20 protein-coding genes are annotated in these 21,632 nt (G+C 69.1%); 12 read left to right on the plus strand and 8 right to left on the minus strand.

Annotated features, from left to right (window positions below; translation table 11 throughout):
- Positions 1–180: 180 nt before the first annotated feature.
- Positions 181–804, minus strand: a complete 624-nt coding sequence (locus ACGFH6_RS35120) for a hypothetical protein (RefSeq protein WP_393392828.1) — start codon at positions 802–804, stop codon at positions 181–183.
- Positions 805–1,123: 319 nt separating this feature from the next.
- On the opposite strand from ACGFH6_RS35120, the gene ACGFH6_RS35125 reads away from it, so the two are divergent.
- From ACGFH6_RS35125 to ACGFH6_RS35150, 6 genes are read left to right on the plus strand one after another with little or no spacing between them, the layout of a single operon-like run.
- A complete protein-coding gene (locus tag ACGFH6_RS35125; RefSeq protein ID WP_393392831.1) occupies positions 1,124–3,220 on the plus strand; it encodes an acetate--CoA ligase family protein in 2,097 nt (698 codons plus the stop codon).
- On the plus strand, positions 3,217–4,350 hold the full coding sequence (locus ACGFH6_RS35130; RefSeq protein WP_393392834.1) for a hypothetical protein: 1,134 nt from the start codon (positions 3,217–3,219) through the stop codon (positions 4,348–4,350). Before ACGFH6_RS35125 ends, ACGFH6_RS35130 begins: the two co-directional genes overlap by 4 nt.
- Complete coding sequence (locus ACGFH6_RS35135) at positions 4,343–4,789, plus strand: Zn-ribbon domain-containing OB-fold protein (RefSeq protein ID WP_393392837.1); 447 nt, start codon at positions 4,343–4,345, stop codon at positions 4,787–4,789. The genes ACGFH6_RS35130 and ACGFH6_RS35135 overlap by 8 nt, the downstream gene beginning before the upstream one ends.
- Entirely contained in the window at positions 4,786–5,748 is a 963-nt protein-coding gene (locus tag ACGFH6_RS35140; protein ID WP_393392840.1) for a dihydrodipicolinate synthase family protein, read from the plus strand. The genes ACGFH6_RS35135 and ACGFH6_RS35140 overlap by 4 nt, the downstream gene beginning before the upstream one ends.
- Positions 5,749–5,752: 4 nt before the next feature.
- Entirely contained in the window at positions 5,753–6,508 is a 756-nt protein-coding gene (locus tag ACGFH6_RS35145) for an enoyl-CoA hydratase/isomerase family protein (RefSeq protein WP_393392843.1), read from the plus strand.
- Positions 6,505–8,496 (plus strand): CoA transferase, encoded by a 1,992-nt coding sequence (locus ACGFH6_RS35150; protein WP_393392846.1) that lies wholly within the window; start codon positions 6,505–6,507, stop codon positions 8,494–8,496. Before ACGFH6_RS35145 ends, ACGFH6_RS35150 begins: the two co-directional genes overlap by 4 nt.
- Here ACGFH6_RS35150 and ACGFH6_RS35155 read toward each other — a convergent pair.
- The 3 genes from ACGFH6_RS35155 to ACGFH6_RS35165 form a co-directional block, all read right to left on the minus strand.
- Positions 8,486–8,971, minus strand: a complete 486-nt coding sequence (locus tag ACGFH6_RS35155; RefSeq protein ID WP_393392849.1) for a GNAT family N-acetyltransferase — start codon at positions 8,969–8,971, stop codon at positions 8,486–8,488. The two genes, ACGFH6_RS35150 and ACGFH6_RS35155, sit on opposite strands and share 11 nt — an antisense overlap.
- Before the next feature lie 148 nt (positions 8,972–9,119).
- Positions 9,120–9,389: a DUF3017 domain-containing protein gene (locus ACGFH6_RS35160; RefSeq protein WP_393393597.1), complete on the minus strand. Its 270-nt coding sequence runs from the start codon at positions 9,387–9,389 to the stop codon at positions 9,120–9,122.
- A 37-nt stretch (positions 9,390–9,426) separates the two neighbouring features.
- Entirely contained in the window at positions 9,427–10,284 is an 858-nt protein-coding gene (locus tag ACGFH6_RS35165; RefSeq protein ID WP_393392851.1) for a bifunctional methylenetetrahydrofolate dehydrogenase/methenyltetrahydrofolate cyclohydrolase, read from the minus strand.
- Between the two features lie 196 nt (positions 10,285–10,480).
- Here ACGFH6_RS35165 and ACGFH6_RS35170 point away from each other — a divergent pair, with 196 nt between their 5' ends.
- On the plus strand, positions 10,481–11,467 hold the full coding sequence (locus ACGFH6_RS35170) for a pirin family protein (RefSeq protein ID WP_393392853.1): 987 nt from the start codon (positions 10,481–10,483) through the stop codon (positions 11,465–11,467).
- 72 nt (positions 11,468–11,539) lie between these two features.
- Entirely contained in the window at positions 11,540–12,478 is a 939-nt protein-coding gene (locus ACGFH6_RS35175; RefSeq protein ID WP_393392855.1) for a hypothetical protein, read from the plus strand.
- A gap of 2 nt (positions 12,479–12,480) precedes the next feature.
- Here ACGFH6_RS35175 and ACGFH6_RS35180 read toward each other — a convergent pair whose 3' ends face one another.
- Positions 12,481–12,792, minus strand: a complete 312-nt coding sequence (locus tag ACGFH6_RS35180; RefSeq protein ID WP_393392858.1) for a cupin domain-containing protein — start codon at positions 12,790–12,792, stop codon at positions 12,481–12,483.
- A gap of 71 nt (positions 12,793–12,863) precedes the next feature.
- Here ACGFH6_RS35180 and ACGFH6_RS35185 point away from each other — a divergent pair, with 71 nt between their 5' ends.
- Complete coding sequence (locus ACGFH6_RS35185; RefSeq protein ID WP_393392861.1) at positions 12,864–13,820, plus strand: helix-turn-helix domain-containing protein; 957 nt, start codon at positions 12,864–12,866, stop codon at positions 13,818–13,820.
- On the opposite strand, the gene ACGFH6_RS35190 is transcribed toward ACGFH6_RS35185, so the two are convergent.
- Positions 13,787–14,422 carry a phosphotransferase gene (locus ACGFH6_RS35190; RefSeq protein WP_393392864.1) on the minus strand — a complete coding sequence of 212 codons (636 nt, stop codon included), beginning with the start codon at positions 14,420–14,422 and terminating at the stop codon, positions 13,787–13,789. The genes ACGFH6_RS35185 and ACGFH6_RS35190 overlap by 34 nt on opposite strands.
- The gene (locus tag ACGFH6_RS35195; RefSeq protein ID WP_393392867.1) at positions 14,423–15,694 is read right to left on the minus strand and encodes a glycoside hydrolase family 18 protein; all 1,272 of its coding nucleotides are present in this window, start codon (positions 15,692–15,694) and stop codon (positions 14,423–14,425) included.
- Positions 15,695–15,801: 107 nt separating this feature from the next.
- Here ACGFH6_RS35195 and ACGFH6_RS35200 point away from each other — a divergent pair, with 107 nt between their 5' ends.
- The 3 genes from ACGFH6_RS35200 (at position 15,802) to ACGFH6_RS35210 (ending at position 20,470) form a co-directional block, all read left to right on the plus strand.
- Positions 15,802–16,239 carry a GNAT family N-acetyltransferase gene (locus tag ACGFH6_RS35200; RefSeq protein ID WP_393392870.1) on the plus strand — a complete coding sequence of 146 codons (438 nt, stop codon included), beginning with the start codon at positions 15,802–15,804 and terminating at the stop codon, positions 16,237–16,239.
- A gap of 10 nt (positions 16,240–16,249) precedes the next feature.
- On the plus strand, positions 16,250–16,960 hold the full coding sequence (locus tag ACGFH6_RS35205; RefSeq protein ID WP_393392873.1) for a transporter substrate-binding domain-containing protein: 711 nt from the start codon (positions 16,250–16,252) through the stop codon (positions 16,958–16,960).
- Between the two features lie 291 nt (positions 16,961–17,251).
- Complete coding sequence (locus ACGFH6_RS35210; protein ID WP_393392876.1) at positions 17,252–20,470, plus strand: S8 family serine peptidase; 3,219 nt, start codon at positions 17,252–17,254, stop codon at positions 20,468–20,470.
- Between the two features lie 58 nt (positions 20,471–20,528).
- On the opposite strand, the gene ACGFH6_RS35215 is transcribed toward ACGFH6_RS35210, so the two are convergent.
- Positions 20,529–21,521 carry a malate dehydrogenase gene (locus ACGFH6_RS35215; RefSeq protein ID WP_393392878.1) on the minus strand — a complete coding sequence of 331 codons (993 nt, stop codon included), beginning with the start codon at positions 21,519–21,521 and terminating at the stop codon, positions 20,529–20,531.
- Positions 21,522–21,632 lie beyond the last annotated feature (111 nt).

Consider the following 21,632-nt stretch of genomic DNA (forward strand, 5'->3'; position numbering starts at 1 on the left):
TGGGTGTGGACAGTGGAATGGTGTGAACGGCCTGTTGCGGCCGTGTGTCTGCCGCACATTAGCCCCGACGTGACAGCCGCCACAAGACCCTGAGGCAACGTTATCTCGGTTGTTTTGAGCGTGATTCACGCTCTCACGGGTCAGAGAGTGCTGATCCAGAGAACGAAATCTCAGACGGTCTCAGCCAGCCGGAACGATGGTGCTGTGGTGCGCGAAGACCCGTCGTTCCCGGCTGCTGACCGCCCCCATCACCGCGTCCCGCCAGGGGGTGCTGATGGCGTGCCGGTACGCGGCTGTGCCGAAGACCCGGGCGTCGTCGATCTCGTGCACCACCAGGAGTTCCGGCCCGGAACCTTCGACCAACCGGCCGAGGGTGGTGTGCCGCCATCCGTCGATCGCCAGCAGGAGCGGGATGTGCTCCTCGCGGTACCACGCGTCCAGCCCGGCCGGATCACTGCTGGTCAGGCTCAGGCAGACCACGATCGGTGCCGCTTCCGCCGTACGCCGCCCGTACCGCCCGTCGACGCGGTACACCCGCCGTTCGAAGGTGCGCAGCCGGCCGGTGAACGCCCTCTCGGCGGACCGGGCCGTCCGGTACGCCGTTCCGGCCAGAGCCGTGAGTTCGACCTCGCAGGTCGCCAGCCAGGTGGGCTCCAGGTCGTCCGTGGCGCGGTAGCGCAGGCCGTTCGAGAAGCCGGGCAGGCTCAGCCGGGCCGGTCCGTGGTCCTGGTCGTACCAGGCGTGGAACTCGGCCTCGGTCACGTCGCCGGGCTCGGACAGGACAGCGATGAGTCCGTCGGTCATCAGGTCGTTCTCCGCTCGGGAATCGGAAGCTGGATTCGTTGTCTCAGATGCTCGAGTAGGCGCCGAGAGAGCGCTCAACAGGCATCTGACCTGCGGGTTTCCATCGATCAGGGATCAGCAGTGCCGGTCAAACTGGTGGCGGACAGGCTGTTGACGGCGGTCTGGTGCGTTGCTACGTTCTGCCCGAGACAACGATATCTCGACCACGTCGCCAGGTGCTGACGGCCGCGTTTCTCCGCGGGCGCCCCGGCGATCCGGTGATGGGAGCAGGGACTTGTCAGCACACTCTTCAGCCCCCGCATCAGCCGCAGGCCCGGCGATGCGCATCCCCCGCAGCGTCGCGGTGGTCGGCGCCTCGCACGGCGAGGGTGGCAGCTACTACGGCAGCCGGATGATGTCGAACCTGGTCACGGCCGGTCCGAAGGCGACGCTCTACCCGGTCAACCCACGGCTGGCGGGCACCGAGATCTTCGGCCACCTCGCGTACGCCTCCTTGACGGACCTGCCCGAGGTGCCGGACCTGGTGATCGTGACCACGCCGATCAAGACCGTCGTACCGATCCTGCGGGAGGCCGGCGGTCTCGGCGTACCGATCAGTGTTGTCATCAGCAACCATCAGGGCGAGGAGTCGGCCCGGCGGGCGTTCGACGCCGCGATCGCCGAGGTGGCCGCCGCGACCGGGATGCGCATCATCGGCCCGAACTCGATGGGTGTCCTGCACGGGCATGCGTCGCTCAGCGCGACGTTCTCCAGTGGTGCGCACGGCGGCGGGATCCGGCCCGGCAACGTGGCGGCGCTCGGGCAGAGCGGCGCGGTGATCGCGTACCTGTTGGCCGAGTTCCAGCACCGCACCCTCGGGTACAGCTGGCTGATCAGCACCGGCAACGAGGTCGCGGCGTCGACCGAGGAGTTGCTCGACGAGCTGATCGAGGACGACGACACCCAGGTGGTGCTGCTGTTCGTGGAGGGTGTCAGCGACGGCGCGCGGTTCCGGCAGGCGGCCCTGCGTGCCCGGCGGGCCGGCAAGGCGATCGTCATGCTCAAGGTCGGCCTGTCCGAGAGCGGCATGCGCGCGGTCCAGTCGCACACCGGCCGGATCGCCGGGACCAAGGCCGTGTACGACGCTGTCGCGGCCGAGAGCGGCATCATCGACGTCAGCACGTACCAGGAGTTCTTCGACGCGACCGTTGCCCTGTCGCAGCAGGCGATCGAACGATCAGCGCTGCCGCACAACCGCAGGGCCGTCGTACTGACGACCTCGGGCGGAGCGGGCACCTACACCGCGGACCGGCTCAGCGAGCTCGGCTGGACCCTGCCCGAGCTGCGGCCGGAGATCGCCTCGGCCGTGGAGGCGATCTGTGGTCAGGAAGGTGTGCACAACCCCGTCGACATCACCGGTGCGTTCGGTGACCCGAGCCGGCTCGGCCGCATCCTGACCGAGCTCGCGGCCGACGAGACCGTGGACGCGTTCTTCATCGCGACGGGGGCTGGTGGGCAACTTGGCGAGGCGGTGGCGCAGTCCCTGGTGGACGCCCGCCCGAAGGTGCCGCAGGAGGTCTACGTCGGCTGGGTCGGGATGAGCGACGGCGTGCGGGCGAAACTCGACGCGGCCGGCCTGCCGCCCTTCGGCGATCCTGCCCGCGCGGCCTTCGCTGCCGATGTCAGCGCGCGCTTCCGCTCCTTCCCGCAGGCTGCAGCAGACGAATTGCTGGCGAAGCTGACAGCTGGTGTCCCACCGCAGACCGCCACGACCGAGCCGCAATGGCAGACGGCCGCCGATGCGATGGCCGAGTTGCAGCGCAACGGCATCGGCGGAGGTAGTGGCGTCACCGACACTCTCGACCCCGAGGAAGCAGTGGGGCTCGCGGAGCAGATCGGCTACCCGGCTGTCGTGAAGATCGACTCGCCGTCGCTGAATCACAAGTCCGATGCCGGAGGTGTCATCCTCGACCTCCGCGACGAGGCCGCCGTACGGGCCGCGGTGAAGGGATTTGCCGAGCTCGCCGCCACGCACGGGTTCGAGCGGCCGAGGGCTGTGGTGCAGCGGATGGTGCGCGGCGTCGAGGTGCTGGTCGGACTCAAGCGCGACCCGGCCTTCGGTCTGTTGCTGGTCGCAGGTCTGGGCGGCACCGCGGCCGAGCTGTACGCCGACGCCATCGGCACCGTCAGCACGGTCCTCCCGACCACCCGGACCCAACTGGACGCGATGCTCTCGCGCCATCAGACCCTCGATACTCTGCTCGCCGGCTACCGCGGTGCACCTCCGGCAGATCGCGAAGCCCTGCTCGACCTGCTGGAGTCCCTGTCGACCTGGGCGGTAACCCGGGAGGGTGCGGTGCACGAGGCCGACCTGAACCCGGTCGTCGTCAATGAACACGGTGCGTTCGTGGTCGACGCCCGGATCCTCGCCTCATGACCGGCGCCTACGTCACCGGCGTCGGCAGTACGGCGTACGCGAAACGACTCGAGGACAGCGTCGACGCGCTGGCGGCCAAGGCGGTGCTGGCCGCGACCAACGACGCGGGCCTCGATCCACGATCGATCGACGGCATCATCTCCTACCCCGGCCATGTCGATGCCGAGGGCATCATCTCGACCTTCGGCCTGCCCGACGTGCGGTTCCGGGCCGAGGTGGCTCTGGGTGGTGCCAGTGCGGTGTCCGGGCTGGGCCTGGCCGCACTCGCGGTCCGCGGCGGTGCGGCCACCACCGTTCTGTTGCTGCGGGCAATCAAAGGCCGGTCCGGTGCCCGCAAGACGCAGCGGCCGTCGTACGTTCCCGGCGCCAGGATCCGGGCTCAGCTGGAAATCACAGCAGGACTGAACATGGCCGCCCAGCGCTACAGCATGCTGTGCCGGCGGTACATGCACGAGCATGGTCTGGAGCGGGAGGTACTGGCGGAGGTCGCGCTGGCCGCGCGCTATCACGCGAACCTCAATCCGTCCGCCCAGATGTACGGGCGGGAACTGACCGCGGCGGACTACGCCGCCGGCCGGATGATCGCCGACCCGTACGGGCTCTTCGACTGCTGCCTGGAGAGTGACGGTGCGTGCGCTGTCCTGGTCACCGCCGCGCCGACCGAGCGCGGTGCCGAGATTCTCGCCGTCAGCGAAGGTCATTCCGACACCCCCGACGACCTCGCCGGCCGGCCCGATCTGCTCGAGGTGGGGCTGACGAAGGCCGCGCGACGGGTCTGGGCGCAGAGCGGTCTCGGCCCGGCGGACATGGATGCCGCGATGGTCTACGACTGCTTCACCTTCGAGGTCGTGCACCAGTTGGAGGCGGCCGGCTTTGCGACGCCGTCGACGGTGGCCAAGCTGATCCTCGAGGACGGGATCCGGCTCGGCGGCCGGCTGCCCGTCAACACGCACGGCGGCCTGTTGTCCGAAGGACACATGGCCGGACTGAACCACGTCGTCGAAGCCGTCCGGCAACTCCGTGGTGAGTGCGGACCCCGCCAGGTCGACGGAGCACGGCACATCGCCGTGACCGGCTGGGGCAACCTCGGTGACGGCTCGATCGCCGTACTCGGAGGCCGCCGTGGCTGACTTCCCGATCCCCGACGTGGACGATCCCGACTACGCCCCGTTCTGGGCCGGCGCGACGCGAGGTGAACTCGTCCTTCCGGAGTGCGCCGCGTGCGGCACGGTCCGCTGGCCTCCGCGGGCGCTGTGCCGCCGCTGCTACAGCGACGAGACCCTGTGGTCGACGCACGAGGCACGAGGGACCCTCCACACCTGGACCGTCGTCGGTCACCCCTCCGTCCCCGGCTTCGCCGAGGTCCCGTACGCCGTGGGGATCGTCGAGCTCACCGCCGTACCAGGGATCCGGCTGACCGGCGGCATCGCCGGCGCACCGGACGACCTGTGGATCGGCATGCCGCTGACCGCCGTGTTCGACCGCGTCGGTGGCGATCCCGGTCTCACGGTCGTGCGGTGGCAGGTCCCCGATCCATCCGAACCGAACACTCCAGAGGAGCCACAGTGAAGGCGATACAGCTACGAGGTCTCTATCCGGCCACCGTCACTCCGTTCGACGAGGACCTGCGGGTCGACTACGCCGGTCTGGAGAAGCACCTGACCGAGACGTTCGCGGCGCCCGGCGTCAGCGGCGTCGTGGTCAACGGTCACATCGGCGAGGTGCTCGCCCTGACGTCGGACGAACGCGAACAGATCGTCCGGCACGCGCTGGAGCTGCGGCCGGAGGGCAAGAAGTTGTTCGCCGGCGTCGAAGCGCGCACCGTCGAGGACCTTGTCCGTGAGGGCCAGCGGGCCAAGGACGCCGGCGCGGACGGCCTGCTCGTCCTTCCCCCGATCGACGTCCGCCCGTACCGGCGGCTGGCGAAGAACCCGGCCTCGGTGCTGCACTTCTTCCAGCCGCTCAACGATCGTGTCGGCCTGCCGATGATCGTCCACCAGTACCCGGACTTCACCGGCTGCGCCTACTCGCTCGAAGTACTGGAGGAGCTGGCCGCACTGGAGCATGTCGTCGCGATCAAGTCGGCGTCGTTCACCGCGACCCGGCATGCCGCGCTCTGGAACGCCTTGCACGACAAGGTTTCCGTGCTCGCCGCGACCGATGCGCCCGCGCTGCTCGGGATGCTGCTGCACGGCGCCCACGGAGCACTGATCGGCGTGGCCGCGATCAAGCCGGGGATCTGGGCCGAGGTGGTGGACTCGGCGATCAACGGACAGGCCGAGCACGCCCGGCAGGTCTTCGTGCGCAGCTGCATGCCGATCCTGGACACGGTCTTCGAGAACCAGGAACCGACCGGACTCACCAGCGAGGCCGGCGCCACGAAGGAAGCGCTGGTCCAGCTCGGCCAGCTGACCTCGTCGCGGGTTCGCCCGCCCGCGGTCGGCGTCGACGAGCACACTCGGCGGGAGATCGCCGACTGCCTCGCCGAGATCGGGCTGACCACCTCGGACCTGGCGAAGCTGTCCTGAGACCGTGACCGACTTCCTGCGGTGCGACGTGACCGGTGGTGTTGCCACCCTCACGTTGCACCGGCCGGACAAGCTCAACGCGATGCATCGCGCGATGCGCCGTGAGCTCGCGGGCTGTCTGACCGCGCTGGACGAGGATGAGGCGGTTCGCGCGTACGTCGTGACCGGTGCGGGCCGCGCGTTCTGCGTCGGACACGACGTCAAGGAGCCGCCGGCCGGCGCGGACGAGGAGCCGGTGGCCGACTTCCTCGACCTGTTCCGGTCTCTGCGCAAACCGTCCGTTGCCGCAGTCAACGGTGCTTGTATGGCCGGCGGCGCGAGCCTGGCACTCGGGTGCGACATCCGGTTCGCCGCCCCGGAGGCGTCCTTCGGTTGGCCGCAACCGAAGCTCGGCCTGGTCTCGGTGAGCGGTCCTTGTCTCGTCGCCAGGATGCTGCCGTCGGGCGTCGCCCTCCGGCATCTGCTCACCGGCCGGGCAATGGACGCGTCCACCGCGGCCCGGTGGGGTCTCGTCGAGGACGTCGTACCGGCTGACGAGTTGCTTGCCGTCGCGCAGGAATGTGCCCGCGAGATCGCTGCCTGTGCACCCCTCGCGGTCGAAGCGATCCGGCGGTCCGTGCTCGACGGGTACGAGCTCTCACTGGCCGAGAACATCCGGAGTACCCAGCAGTCGGCTGAGAAGGTGGCCCGGTCCGACGACGCGGCCGAAGGACTGGCTGCCTTCAAGGAGAAGCGCGAGCCGCGATGGAGTGGTCGATGATCGATGGCGAGGAGGAGACTGCGGTGATGGACGTCTCCGGGGCGAACGGTTCCGGTCCGCTGACCGAGGTGACGGTCGCGCAGATCGGGGACTCACCCGCGAGTAGGTTCCTCAGCCGGCTGCTGACCGAACAGGGGGCAGCCGTGCACCGGATCACGGTGGCGGAGATCGACCGGCTCGAGGCAGCGCTTGATGTCGTGATCACCGAAGGCGACGCGGATGCGTCCTTGGTCGGGCGCTTGCGCTCTCGGTACCCGGATCTGGTGCATTGTTCGCTGGTCGGGTTGCCCGGCGGTTCGCCGTACACCTGGGATGGTCTCGACGATCGGGTGCTGGCCGCCGTACTCGGGTTGCACCGCCGATCCGGGCTGCCGGTCCAGCCGGAGCCGCTGCGGGTCGCGAGTTTCTACGGCGCGCTGATGGCCGGTGTGTACGTCGCCGCGGCCCTGGTGCGAGGTGGTCCGGCCGACATCAGGGTGCCGCTGCTGTCGGCGGCGCTGACTGCGCTGAGCCGGGATCTGGTCCGCGCGGACAATCCCGACCTGATCGACATCGGTCCGCTGCCACATCTGCCCAACGTGGAGCTGTACCGGTGCGCGGACGGTCGCTACCTGCAGCCGCATGGCCTGTACGAGAACTTCGTCCGCATCCTGTGTCAGGTGATCGGCCGCCCGGAGTGGGCCGAGGAAGCTGTGGCGGGGTTGCACGAACTGCCGGGTGCCGAGGCCGTCCAGCGGTGGCGGGACCGATTCGCCGAGGCCTTCCTGGAACGACCCGCGCTGGAGTGGGAACGGTTGATCAACGAGGCCGGTGGCGTCGCCACGATGGTTCGCTCCCGGGACGAGTGGGCTGCCGAGGCGCATCCCTTCGATGCGCAGATCCTGGCAGAGGAGAGCACGCCTGGACCGGCGGTGCGCGTGACCGCGCACCCAGCAGACCCGCAGGTCGGCACCGGCCCGCGCCCCGATCGGAATGGGTTGCCGCTGACGGGCGTGCGCGTCGTGGACTTCTGCATCGTGCTGGCCGGTCCGACCTGCGGCCGCATTCTCGCCGAGCTGGGCGCGGACGTCGTCAAGGTGGACGATCCGCGCCGGCACATCAGCCCCTATCCGTGGCTGGACGTCAACCGCAGCAAGCGAAGCATCGTGCTGGATCTGCGCACGGCCGGCGGCGCGGAGCTGGCCCGGGAGCTGATCGCGGGCGCGGACGTCGTGGTGCAGAACTTCCGGGCCGGCAAGATCGACGAGCTCGGCTTCGGCCCGGAGTCGGTGCTGACCGGCCGGCCTGACCTGGTGTATGCGTCGCTGAACGCCTTCGACTTCGACGGTTCGTGGCAGCATCGACCCGGCTGGGAACACAACGCGCAGGCCGCTTCCGGGATGCAGATCCACCGTGCGCGGAACGGCGTGCCGCGGCAGGTCCCGTTCCCGGTGAACGACTACGCGACCGGCCTGCTGGGTGCGTTCGGCGTACTCGTCGCGCTGCGGCGGCGGCAGTCGACGGGCATCGGGTCCCGCGTGCGGGCCAGTCTGGCGCGCAGTGCGACGTACATGCAACAGGACCTCGACGACTCCGCGGTGTTCGGGTACGTGGCTTGCGTCGACGGGGGTGTCTGGGTGCAGGGTGCGCTGGAGTCCGGTCTGGAGGCGAAGGCGTCTACCCAGTCCGCGCGTGATGCGGTGGCGTTCCTCGAAGCGGCCGGGTACCGCGCCGTCCGCGAGTCGTCGCCCGACGATCCGGAGACTCGTGCGTGGCTGTTCGAGACCGGGCTGCTGACCCGATGGCGGCACCCCCAGCTCGGCTGGCTCGAGCAGGCGACTCCTCGCCCCGACCAGAGCGACCTCCATCGCACGGACGGCTGGCCGGCGCCCCAGCCGGGAGCGGACACCGCCGAAATCCTGGCCGGACTAGGGCTGCCGGCCGAGCGGATCGCAGCCCTCCATGCCGAGGGCGCCATTCACGCCGAGCGTTCGTTCCTCACGCCCTGAGGTCGTGGCGGAACATCACTTGGTGGCCGTCGGCGCGGGTGGTGCCGTCGGCGTACCAACCTGTTGATTCGTAGAAGCGTTGGGCTTGGGGGTAGTTGGCCAGGGTCCAGAGGATGGCTTGCCGGTAGGTGGCGAGGGCGTCGAGTGCGGTGTGCATGAGGGTGGTGCCGAGGCCGGTGCGCCAGTGGGCCGGGTCGACGGCGATCGTGTCGAGCTCGCCCAGCTGGGGATCGAGCGGATCGCGGCTGGGCCCGACGCCGACGAGACCCGCGATGGTGCCGTCGGCTTCGGCGACCCACCAGCTGGTGCGGTCGCTGGCCAGATCGGTTGCCCAGCGTTGGATCCGGCCCGCATCGGCTTCGATGGGTGGCATCAGGCCGGTGAAGCCTGCGTTCCAGGAGTCGACGTAGATCTCCACCACTCGCCTTGTATCCGCGGGCGTCGCTGGCCGGACCAGGATGCTCACTCCGACCACCCGAATCGGGTCGAGGGGACGCGTTGTCGTTCTGCCATGGGGGCAGAGTAGGACAGCCAGGAACTCCTTTGCGCTGTAGTCGCACGGAGAGCCAAGGTGGGCAGGATGACATCTGCCCCGGACGGGTTCTTGCTCGCGAGCAAGCCCTTCAGTTAGGGACGATCAGGCCCAGGGCGGCGATGGCGGCGCCGACGGCGATGAGGAAGGTGGTGTCGAACATGCGGCCGCGGACGTGGAGGAGGCCGGCAGCGGTGTCGGAGAGGGTGGCGCGGAGCAGGCCGGCCAGGACGACGCTGCCGGCGAAGATCAGTACGCCGTTGCGCCAGTCATAGAAGGTGAGGATGACCAGGCCGGTCGTGGCGACCAGGAGCGAGAGCACCAACGGCCATTCGCTGCCGCGCTGAGCCTCGCCCGCCATCAGCACGTCACGCTCTTCTCGTTCCGTCCAGGCCGGGTCACTGCGCCAGGCTCGCTTCGGCGGCCTCGACCACGTTGGTCAGCAGCATCGCCCGGGTCATCGGGCCGATCCCGCCCGGCATCGGCGCGATCCAGGAAGCCTGCTCGCGGGCGGCGGCCTCGATGTCGCCGACGATCTTGCCCTCGGCGCTCCGGCTGGTGCCGACGTCCAGCAGTACGGCGCCCGGCTTCACCATGTCCGCGGTGATCAGCCCGGCCGACCCGGCGGCGGCGATCACGATGTCGCCGGTGCGTACGACGGACGCCAGGTCGGTGGTGCCGGTGTGGCACTGGGTCACGGTGGCGTTCTCACTCCGGCGGGTGAACAGCAGACCCATCGGGCGGCCGGCGGTCACGCCCCGGCCGATGACGACCACGTGCGCGCCCGCGATCGGAACGTCGTACCGGCGGAGGAGCTCGACGCAGCCCTTCGGGGTGCACGGCAGCGGGCCGTCCTGGCCGAGGACGAGCTTGCCGAGGCTGACCGGGTGCAGGCCGTCCGCGTCCTTGGCCGGGTCGATCAGGCCGAGGATCGTGTTCGTGTCGACGTGCTTGGGCAGCGGGAGCTGGACGATGAAGCCGGTGCAGTCCGGGTTCTCGTTCAGCTCGCGGACCTTCGCGGCGATCTCGTCCTGGGTCGCGGTGTCCGGCAGTTCGACCTGGATCGACGCGATCCCGACCGCAGCGCAGTCGCGGTGCTTGCCGGCCACGTACGCCCGGCTGCCCGGGTCGTCCCCGACCAGGATCGTGCCGAGCCCGGGCACCACGCCCTGCTCGGCCAGCTTCGCGACCCGGACCTTCAACTCGTCCTTGATCGCCGCCGCGGTGGCCTTGCCGTCCAGAATCTGCGCCGTCACGCCTCCAGAGTCTGCCACGCCGTCGGCCCGGTACCGACGGACGGGTAGTAGTCGCCGCGCCGCCGGTCACAGCGCCCCCGAGTAGCGCGGGCGGGCCACTACTACCCGTCCGTCGGTACGCCGGGAATGTGTCCACCCTTGCTCCGGTTGAGGCGGATAGTTTATTCTTGAACTACTGAGCAGCGAGGAGACCACCATGCCCGCCGTGACCGTCAGCGACATCACTGTGCTGCCCCGCGTCCACCAGCCGGATCCGGCCGTCGCGCACGAGCGGGCGGTGAAGTCGGTGACATCCGCGCCGAGCGGCTTCGAGGGTGAGGGATTCCCGGTACGGCGCGCGTTCGCCGGCGTGGACCTCCGCGACCTGGACCCGTTCATCCACATGGACCAGATGGGTGAGGTCGAGTACGCGCCGGGCGAGCCGAAGGGTACGCCGTGGCACCCGCACCGAGGCTTCGAGACCGTCACCTACATGCTCGACGGGATCATGGAGCACCAGGACTCCAACGGCGGCGGCGGCGTCATCTCGAACGGCGACACCCAGTGGATGACCGCAGGCAGCGGGCTGCTCCACATCGAGACCCCGCCGGAGCATCTGGTGCTGAGCGGCGGCTTGTTCCATGGCATCCAGCTGTGGGTGAACCTGCCGAAGGTGCAGAAGTGGGCGCCCCCGCGCTACCAGGACATCCGCGGCGGTGACGCTGCCCTGCTGTCCACGGAGGACGGCGGCGCGCTGATCCGGGTGATCGCGGGCTCGGTCGACGGCCATGACGGCCCCGGCTCGACCCACACACCGATCACGTTGGTCCACGCGACCGTGAGCCCGGGCGCCGAACTGGTGCTGCCGTGGCAGCCGGACTACAACGCGCTCGTCTACGTGCTGGCCGGTCAGGGCACGGTCGGCGCCGAGCACCGTCCGTTCCGCAAGGGCCAGTTGGCGGTCTTCGGCCCGGGTGACACGATCCGCACCGCGGCGAGTACGGCGCAGCCCCAGGCGGAGCCGAACCTGGACGTCCTGATCATCGGCGGCCGCCCGATCCGCGAGCCGATCGCGATGGCCGGGCCGTTCGTGATGAACACCCGCGCCGAGGTCGTCCAGGCCTTCGAGGACTTCCAGGCCGGCAAGCTCGGCTCGATCCCCGCCGTGCACGGCGCTCCGACCGAACTGCGCAGTACCGAATAGCGTTGCCCTGGACAACCTGAAACCCCGGTTCTACCTTCAAATGAAGGGGAAACGGGGATTTCAGGGGGCATCATGTCGCGTTTCCGGAAACTTGCGCTGATCGTGTCCGCGGTGGCACTGACCGTCGCCGCCGGCGTACCTTTCCCGGCCTCGATCCGGTTGCCGAACGACTTCCAGCCGGAGGGGATCGCCACCGGGCCGGGGGCAACGTTCTATGCCGGATCGCTCACCACGGGTGACATCTTCCGGGGCAGCCTGCGGACCGGCAAGGGTGCGATCTTCGTGGACGCCCCGCCGGGCCGCTCGGCCTCCGGGATGAAGGTCGAACGAAACGCGAAACGGCTGTGGGTGGCCGGCGGCGCGACTGGGCATGCGTACGTGTACAGCACTCGCAGCGGCTCGACGGTCAAGGATCTGGTGCTCGCCACCGGTGACAGCCTGATCAACGACGTCACGGTGACCGAGCACGCGGCGTACTTCACCGACACGTTCGCTCCGGTGATCTACAAGGTGCCGATCGGCCACCACGGCCGGATCGGCACGCCGCAGACGATTCCGCTCAGTGGGCCGGCCGCCGTGATGGGGGAGTTCCCCAATCTGAACGGGATCGACGCGCCCCGGAGCGGGAAGTGGCTCATCCTCGGGCACTCGTCCCGCGGTGAGCTGTACCTGGTGAACCCGCGGACCGGTGCCAGCCGGACGATCGCGATCACCGGCGGCACCATCACCCCCGGTACACCGGACGGGATCCTGCTCGACGGACGGACGCTGTGGGTGGTGGAGAACTTCGCCGAGCGGCTGGTCAAGATCAAGCTCAGCGGGGACCTGACCCGCGGCCGGATCACCGAGACCTTCACCAGCGATCTGTTCCGCATCCCGACCACCGTGGCGAAGTCCGGCGACCGGCTCGCGCTCGTGAACGCCCGCTTCGACCTCGGCTTCCCGCCGCCGTTCGGGCCGGGAGCACCCGCAGGCACCGACTTCGACGTGGTGCAGATCAGGAAGCCCTGAGGTCAGCCCTCCGGGTAGAAGAGGAACAGGGTGCAGCCCTTTTCCGACTGCGGCACGTGGGACGACCCGGCCGGGGCGTGGATGAACGAACCGGCTGGGTAGTCGCGGATCCCGTCGTTGAACACACCGTCGACGACGTAGACCTCCTCCGGTCCCGGGTCGTGGACGTCGATGCCCTCCCAGCAGGAGCCTGGGTCCATCCGGAGCACGTGCGCCGAGGCGACGCCGTTGGTCCACAGCGAGCGCAGGGTGATTCCGGGGAACAGTTCACGGACCGGTGCGTCGTCGACCGTCGCCCATTCGTAGTTCTGCATACCTACGATCCTGAGATATCCACAGAGAAATCCCCAGTGTCTGGATAGTCTCGTTCAGGTACTTTTCTGTCATGAGTCCGCATCGGGTCGTCGCGCTGGTGTCGGCACCGCAGGGGAGCTTCGAGCTGGGCTGCGCGGCCGGCGTGTTCGGCAACGACCGGTACCGGTTCAGCGTGTGTACCGAGCAGCCGGGCGCGGTCCGGACGCTGGGAGGGTTCGACCTTCTGGTGACGTCCGGGTTGCGGGCGCTGGACCGGGCCGACACGATCGTCGTTCCGGGCTGGCTGCCGGTCGGCCGGATGCCGTCCGACGCGGTGCTGCGGGCCTTGCGGCGGGCCCATCGCCGTGGTGCCCGGCTGGTGAGCATCTGCTCGGGTGCGTTCGCGCTGGCCGCGACCGGTCTGCTCGACGGTCGCCGCATCACCACGCATTGGCGGCAATGCGACGTACTGCAGCAGCAGTTCCCCGCCGTCCAGGTGGATCCGGACGTGCTCTACATCGACCACGGTGACATCGCGACGAGCGCCGGCTCCGGCACCGGGATCGACCTGTGTCTCCACCTCGTCCGCAACGACCACGGCGCCGCGTACGCCGCTCAGATCGCGCGGACGATGGTCATGCCGCCGCACCGGGAGGGCGGCCAGGTCCAGTACCGGACCGATGACCGCCCACAGTCTCCTGATGCGTTGGGTGCCTTGCTGGACTGGGCGACCGAGCGGCTCGCCGAGCCGATCACCGTGGACGACCTGGCCGCGCGCTTGAACGTGTCATCGCGGACCCTCGCCCGACGCTTCGCGATCGAGCTCGGAGCGGCTCCGGGGCAGTGGCTGCTCGCGCAACGGATCGCCCGGACCCGTGCCCTGCTGGAGGAAACCGACCTCCCGATCGAGACGATCGCGACCCGCGTGGGCCTCTCGTCGGCCACCAACCTGCGCCGCCGCTTCCACACCGCCGTCCGTACGACGCCCAGTGCCTACCGCCGGGCCTTCCGGGCTCAGAAGTCCCCGGAGTTGTCGAGGTCGATGTAGTAGCGGATCCGCGGGTCGTCCGGGTCGCCGCCGTACGCCTCGACGAAACGCCGGGCCGCGGGAGGACCGCCGTACTGCGGATTGAGCTCGCCGGACAGGCTCTTGTACATCAGGGCGAGGTCGACGTAGCGGTCGCCGAGGCCGAGCCCGTCGACATCGAGGACGCCGGTGAACCGCAGCGTCTCCGGGTCGATGAAGACGTTCGGCGCCGCGTAGTCGCCATGCGTGACCACGTCCCGCCCGCCCGGGAACGGCGACGTGAACGGGCAGGCGGTCAGCTCATGCAGTGCACGAATGCCGTCCGCGATCGCGGTAAGGACGGCCGGCCGGTCGTGGGCCTGCCACGGTTGGGACGCGTCCCGGCCGGGCAGCTCGCTGGTCAACAGCCAGTTGTTGCCTCGGTCAACGACTGTCGGACACGGGAAGCCGGTCGTGCCGAGCCAGGCCAGTCGGTCGGCCTCGTTGTCGACGCCCGGGCCGGCCTTGTAGAACAGGCGTTCCCGGCCCCGGTCGAGCAGTACGACGACAGCCTCGGAGTTGCCGAGGTGGATCGGTTCGGCGCCGACCGCGCCGAACCGATCCACGAGAGCGTTCAGATCCACTCAGCGAAGATTACGGTGCAACGCCGAGATCAGCTCCCCATTTCCGGTGTCGCCATCGAGCGACCAGATCATCGCGCCACCCAGATCGCGCTTCGAGATGTACTGCGCCTTGCGCTTCATCTCCACCGGGTCGTCCCAGGTCCAGAACGTCGTACCGTCGAAGATCCAGGCAAAGCCGGCCTTGTTGTCGCGGTAGACGGTGTAGTTGGACAGCTGCGCCTTGAGATAGCGGTAGTCGTCCGTGCCGGGCTCGAACGTGCCCGGTGCGGCGCCCGTCGAGGGCTGGAACAGGCCGTGGTTCTGATCGGTCACGCCGGTCCAGCCGTGGGAGTAGAACGGCACGCCCATGACCAGTTGGCTCCGCGGTGCGCCCCGGGCCAGGTAGGCGTCGATCGTCACCTGCGAGCTGAACTCCGGTGTGGTCGGGTCACCCTTCGGGCCGTCGATCGCGGACTGCTGGTTGGTCAACTGCTCCCACGGGCCGTGGTAGTCGTACCCCTGCGTCGTACCGAAGGTGAGGTCCTTGAACAGCTTGCGGACCTCGAACCCGTTGTCGATCATCGTCGGATTCGCCGGCAGGAACGCCGTCAGGTTGTAGCGGCCCTTGAACGGCCAGGACAACCGGTCGAGTTGCGTGCGGTACTCGTGCACCAGCGCGGTGAAGTTCTGCTTGTCCTCGGGCCGGATCACGTTGCCCGGATTGCCTTCGCTGCCGGGCCACTCCCAGTCGAGATCGATCCCGTCGAAGACACCCTTGGCGGCACCCGCGGGCAGGCCGGGCAGGTTGCCCTTCAGCCACATGTCCACACAGGACTTCACGTGCGCGGCGCGCGAGGCCGGCGTGAGTGCGGCGTCGGAGAAGTACTTCGAGCCGGTCCAGCCGCCGAGCGAGATGCTGATCCGCAGCTTCGGGTACTTCTTCTTGAGTTTCCTGAACTGGTTGAGGTTGCCGTTGAGCACCTGCCCCGGCTCGTCGGCCTGGCCGTCGACGCTCTGCTCGGCGCTGAACGGCCGCTGGTAGTCGGCCCACGCGTCGCTGCTCAGGCAGTTGCCGGCAGCGTCGACGAAGCCGAAGGCGTAGTTGATCTGGGTCAGCCGCGCGGCCGACCCGTTCTTGACCAGATCGCTGACCAGGAAGTTCCGGTCGTACCCGCTCCAGTTGGTGTAGTACCCCACCACCCGCTTGCTGTCGTGCGCCTCGGCCGGTACGGCGGCAATGCCCGCCATCCCGACCCCGGCCGCCACCAGCAACGCCACACTCCGACGTCTCATTCGACTCCCCACCTGGCGGTTCGAGGGACAAAGTGCGCTCACAGTAGGACTGTTCCGACGATTTACACAATGTCTCTACCAAAAAATCTCCGACCTAGAATTCGCGGATGATCAGACCAGCGACGGACGACGACGCGGACGCGGTCACGACGATCGTGAGGGCCGCGTTCGAGGGCTACATCCCGCGAATGGGCGTGGCCCCGATCCCGATGGTGACGGACTACTGCGCGGCCATCGCGGCCGGGAAGGTCTGGGTGGCCGGAGAGCCGATCGCGGGGCTCGTGTTGCTGGAGGACGAGCCGGACTCGCTGCTGCTGGACGTGCTCGCTGTCTCGCCGGACGCCCAGGGGCGCGGCATCGGCGCCGCCCTGCTGGCCTTCACCGAGTCCGAGGCGAGAGCTCGCGGCTTCGACCGGATCACCCTGTACACCAACGCCGCGATGACCGAGAACATCGCTTACTACCCGCGCCACGGGTACGTCGAAACCGGCCGCGAGACCGTCGAAGACCGGCACCGCGTCTTCTTCCGCAAGGACCTCACGTAGGGTCGCCGCTATGACGGACGTGCGTGCGGATCTGGCGCCTACGGGTGCGTTGCGGGCTTCGATCAACCTGGGCAACCCGGTGCTGGCGCAGGGGACTCCCGAGCAGCCGGGCGGGGTCACGGTGGACATCGCCCGGGAGATCGGGCGGCGGCTCGAGGTACCCGTGGAGCTCGTGTGTTTCGACGCCGCGCGGAAGTCGTTCGAGGCGATGGCGACCGGCCAGGCGGACATCTGCTTCCTCGCTGTCGATCCCGCGCGGGCCAAGGAGGTCGCGTTCACCGCGCCGTACGTCGTGATCGAGGGCGTCTTCGCCGTACCGCGGGACTCCGCCCTCACGACCGTCGACGAGGTGGACAGCCCGGGAGTCCGCATCGGCGTGAAGCAGGGGTCGGCGTACGACCTCTACCTGACGCGGGAGTTGCGGAACGCAACCGTCGTCCGCGGCAACGAAGGTGTCGACGTGTTCCTCGCCGAAGGCCTCGAGGCCGCGGCCGGGATCCGGCAGCCGCTCGCCAGGTTCGTTGCCGCCACCCCCGATGTGCGGCTGATCGACCAACGATTCATGGAGATCCGGCAGGCTGTCGGCACGACGAAGGACCGCCGTCCGGAGACCGTTGCCTTCCTCCACGACCTGGTCGAGGAGCTCAAGGCGGACGGGTTCGTTGCCGACTCCCTCCTTCGCTCCGGGCAGCCCGACGCCTCGGTGGCGCCACCCGCCTGACGCTCGGTGCCCGATCGGGCACCGGCCGTGCAGGTTGATGCCACGGCAGCCGATTCGCGAAACCATCCGGTACGGTCCGGACATCTAACGGTGTGTGGCTGATCGGCTCCGCTTCGTGAGGCGTGGTTGATCGGTCCGTCGTGAGGACAACCGAACGGGAGGGTCTCCATCGTGGTATCCACACCACGATCGAGGCGTATCGGCGTTGCCGCCGTCGCCTCGATCGCTGCCTTGGGTCTCGGGCTGTCCGGCCCAGTACAAGCATCAGCTGCTCCAGCACAACCACATCCCGTGGCCGCCAAGGCAACGGGCCATGCGCCGGATCAGCGGGTCACGCTGGTCACCGGCGACCGGATCACTCTGCACGGCGGCGATCCGGGCCGCGCCTCGGTCGAGCCGGGCGCCGGCCGTCGTGGCATCGTCTTCTCGACGCAGCGGGTGAAGGATCATCTGTACGTCGTACCGTCCGATGTCCGCGAGCGGATCGGCCAGGGGCACCTGGACCGCCGGCTGTTCGACGTCACCGGTCTGATCAAGGCCGGGTACGACGACAAGTCCACCGGCGCGATCCCGCTGGTCGTGACGTACGCCGGTCAGGCGAAGACGCGATCGACCGCGCCCGGTGCGACGGTGACCCGCCAGCTGCCGGTCGTCAACGGCGCCGCGCTGAAGGTGGACAAGGCGAAGGCCGGTGCGTTCCTGGCCGGTGTCACCTCGACCCGCTCCACGGCCGGCGTCGACAAGATCTGGCTGGACGGCAAGCGCGAGATCAGCCTCGACCAGTCGGTGCCGCAGATCGGCGCACCGGCCGCGTGGCAGGCCGGCTACACCGGCAAGGGCATCTCGGTCGCCGTCCTGGACACCGGCATCGACACCTCGCACCCGGACCTGGCCACCCAGGTCGCGGGCGCGAAGAACTTCACCGAGGAGCCGGCCGAGGACCTGGTCGGTCACGGCACCCACGTCGCGTCGACGATCGCCGGTACGGCGGCCGCCTCGGCCGGCAAGTACAAGGGCGTCGCGCCGGACGCGAAGCTGTACGACGGCAAGGTCTGCGAGCAGGGCGGCTGCACCGAGTCCGCGATCATCGGCGGGATGGAATGGGCCGCGACCGAGGTGAAGGCCAAGATCGTCAACCTCAGCCTCGGCGGCACCGACACCCCGGAGGTCGACCCGCTCGAGGAGGCCGTCAACCGGCTGACCGCGCAGACCGGCACCCTGTTCGTGATTGCCGCAGGCAACGAAGGTCCCGGTGACAGCACGGTCGGTTCGCCGGGCAGTGCGGACGCCGCGCTGACCGTCGGAGCGGTCGACAAGCAGGACAAGCTGGCCGAGTTCTCCAGCCGCGGTCCGCGGGTCGGCGACGGCGCGGTCAAGCCCGACGTCACCGCGCCCGGTGTCGCGATCGTCGCGGCGAAGGCGAAGAAGTCGATGATCGGTACGCCGGTCGGCGACCAGTACCTGATGCTCGACGGTACGTCGATGGCCACTCCGCACACCGCGGGCGCGGCCGCACTGCTGGCCCAGCAGCACCCGGCCTGGAAGGCCGCCGAGCTCAAGGGCGCGCTGATGGCGTCCGCGAAGCCTGCCGCCGACCAGACCGCGTTCGAGCAGGGCGCCGGCCGGATCGACGTTGCCAAGGGCATCAAGCAGAGCGTGATCTCCGAGCCCGGCAGTCTCTCGTTCGGTACGGCGGTCTGGCCGCACAACGACGACTCCCCGGTCACCAAGACGCTGACCTACCGCAACCTCGGCGACAAGCCGGTGACCCTCGCGCTGACCGCGATCCTGGTCGGTCCGGACGGGAACTCGGCCCCGGCGAGCGCGCTCGAGCTCAGCGCGGACAACGTCACCGTGCCGGCCGGCGGCACCGCGTCGGTCCAGGCCACGTCGAACACGAACCACAGCGGCCCTGACGGCGGCTACTCCGGCCGGGTCACCGCGACCGCCGGTGACAGTTCGGTCGTGTCCGCGATCGGTGTGAACAAGGAGAAGGAGAGCTACGACCTGACGGTCAATGCGATCGGGCCGGACGGCAAGCCGGCGCCGGTCAGCGGACTGGTGTTCGGGCTCGAGACCGAGGTCTTCACCTTCCTCGACGACGCGAGCGGTACGGCGAAGATGCGGTTGCAGAAGGGTGAGTACGCGGTGCAGGGCGACCAGTTCGTCCCGAAGCCGGGCGGTGACACCGGTGACTACTACTCCCTCGTCCAGCCGAGCGTTCAGCTGACCAAGGCCACCACGGTGGTGCTGGATGCCCGGACCGCCAAGGACATCAAGGTCACCGTGCCGCAAGGGGACGCGGCCGTGGCGGTCGCCGACATCGGGTACGACCGGACGGCTGCTGACGGGGTTCGCAGCCTTCTCTCGTCGGCGCTGCTGCTGGACTTCAATGGTGTGCACACCGCACAGGTGGGTGACTCGCTGCCGCCGGAGCAGATGACCGGCCACGTCTCGTCGCAATGGGCGAAGCAGTCCGCGGACGGCTCGTTCGCCAAGTCGCCGTACCTGTACGGCGTGATGGACACGACGCCGGGCGGATTCCCGACCGGGCTCGACCGCAAGGTCGAGGCGAAGGACCTGGCCGTGGTGAACCAGTCCTTCAACGCCACCGGTGATCGCCAGGCCGAGCGGGTCGTGTTCGGTACGGCGCCACACTCGAGCGGGGGCTGGGCGGTCGTGCTGCCGTACGACACCCCGGCGACCACGAAGCTGCTGCTCGACGACAAGCCGGCCAGTTGGAGCTCGGAGATCAGCGAGATCGTGCCGAGCACGGATCCGGAGGACCCGTTCCCGGTCACGGTCACCCGGCTGGCGTCACCGGCCAAGGAGTACAAGGCCGGTAAGTCGTACCAGCAGCGGTTGAACTCGGCCGCCTTCTCGACCAGTCCGGCGTACGCCGGCCGGACCGAGAACGACCTGGTGGTCGCGGCGTACTCGCTGGCCGATGCCGACGGCAACACCGGCGCCACCCGGACCGACACCGAGTCCAGCAAGCTGACCCGGGACGGTCAGGTCGTTGCTGAGTCGCCGTACTTCGGCTCGGCCGAGGTGACCGGTTTGCCCGCCGGCAAGGCGACGTACACGCTGGAATCGTCGCTGACGCGGCAGACCTGGTCCACCTTCACGACCCGGATGGACTTCAGCTGGAGGTTCTCCTCGGCCGCGACGACCAAGGAGACGCTGCTGCCGCTGATCGGAGTGCGGTACCAGCCGACGGTCGACAACCACAACGTGGCCGAGCGCAGGCCGGTGACGGTCCTGCCGGTGGTCGTCGACGCACAGACGGGCGCGAGCCGGCCGGGGATCCGCAAGCTGGACCTGCAGGTGTCCGGCGACGACGGCAAGAGCTGGCACAAGGCCGGCGTCGTACCGACCGGGAACGGCACCTACAAGGCGATCTTCGCGACGCCGGCGGGTGCGAAGTCCGTGTCGCTGAAGGCGCACGTGGTCGATGCCGGAGGCAACATCACGGACCAGACCGTGATCGGCGCGTACCCGCTGCGCTGACGAACAGCGGAAGGCCCCCGGGAGCTGTGTGCTCCCGGGGGCCTTCTGTGCTGCTGGGTCAGCCGAGCAGGTTGAGCGCCTGGACCGCGTCGCGCTCTTCGGCCAGCTCGGCGGTGCTGGCGTCGATCCGGGCGCGGGAGAAGTCGTTGATCTCCAGGCCCTGGACGATCTCCCAGTTGCCGTCCTTGGTGGTCACCGGGAACGAGGAGATCAGGCCCTCGGGGACGCCGTACGAGCCGTCGGACACGACCGCCATCGACACCCAGTCGCCGTCGGCCGAGCCGCGCAGCCAGTCGCGGGTGTGGTCGACGGTGGCGGCCGCCGCGGACGCCGCCGAGGACGCGCCCCGGGCCTCGATGATCGCCGCGCCGCGCTTCTGCACGGTCGGGATGAAGTCGCTCTCCAGCCAGGTCTGGTCGTTGACCACCTCGGCCGCGTTCTTGCCGGCCACCTCCGCGTGGAAGATGTCCGGGTACTGGGTCGCCGAGTGGTTGCCCCAGATCGTCATCTTCTTCAGGTCGGTGACGTGGACGCCGGCCTTCTTCGCCAGCTGGGCCAGCGCGCGGTTGTGGTCCAGCCGGGTCAGCGCCGAGAACCGCTCGGCCGGGATGTCCGGCGCGTTGCTCTTCGCGATCAGTGCGTTGGTGTTGGCCGGGTTGCCGGTCACGCTGATCCGGATGTCGTCCGCGGCGTGGTCGTTCAGGGCCTTGCCCTGGACGGTGAAGATCGCGCCGTTGGCCTCCAGCAGGTCACCGCGCTCCATCCCCTTGGTCCGCGGTCGCGCGCCCACCAGCAGCGCGACGTTCACACCGTCGAAGACGACGTTCGGGTCGTCGCCGATCTCGATGCCGGCCAGTGCCGGGAACGCCGAGTCGTCGAGCTCCATCACCACACCCTCGAGCGCCTTCAGCGCCGGGGTGATCTCCAGCAGCCGCAGCTCGACCGGAGTGTCCGGCCCGAGCAGCGCGCCGCTCGCGATCCGGAACAGCAGGCTGTAGCCGATATTCCCGGCGGCTCCGGTAACGGCCACCTTCACCGGTGTAGTGCTCACGACACGCTCCTCGAACTGATTTGACTGTGTGCTTCGGACGCTAGCAAGCCGCGCGCCGCACTCCAACGCTGGGGCGGCGCCGACTTCCTCACATCTGTCTTCACCACTCCG

The sequence above is a fragment of the Kribbella sp. NPDC049227 genome (assembly GCF_043197265.1).
Classification (GTDB): domain Bacteria; phylum Actinomycetota; class Actinomycetes; order Propionibacteriales; family Kribbellaceae; genus Kribbella.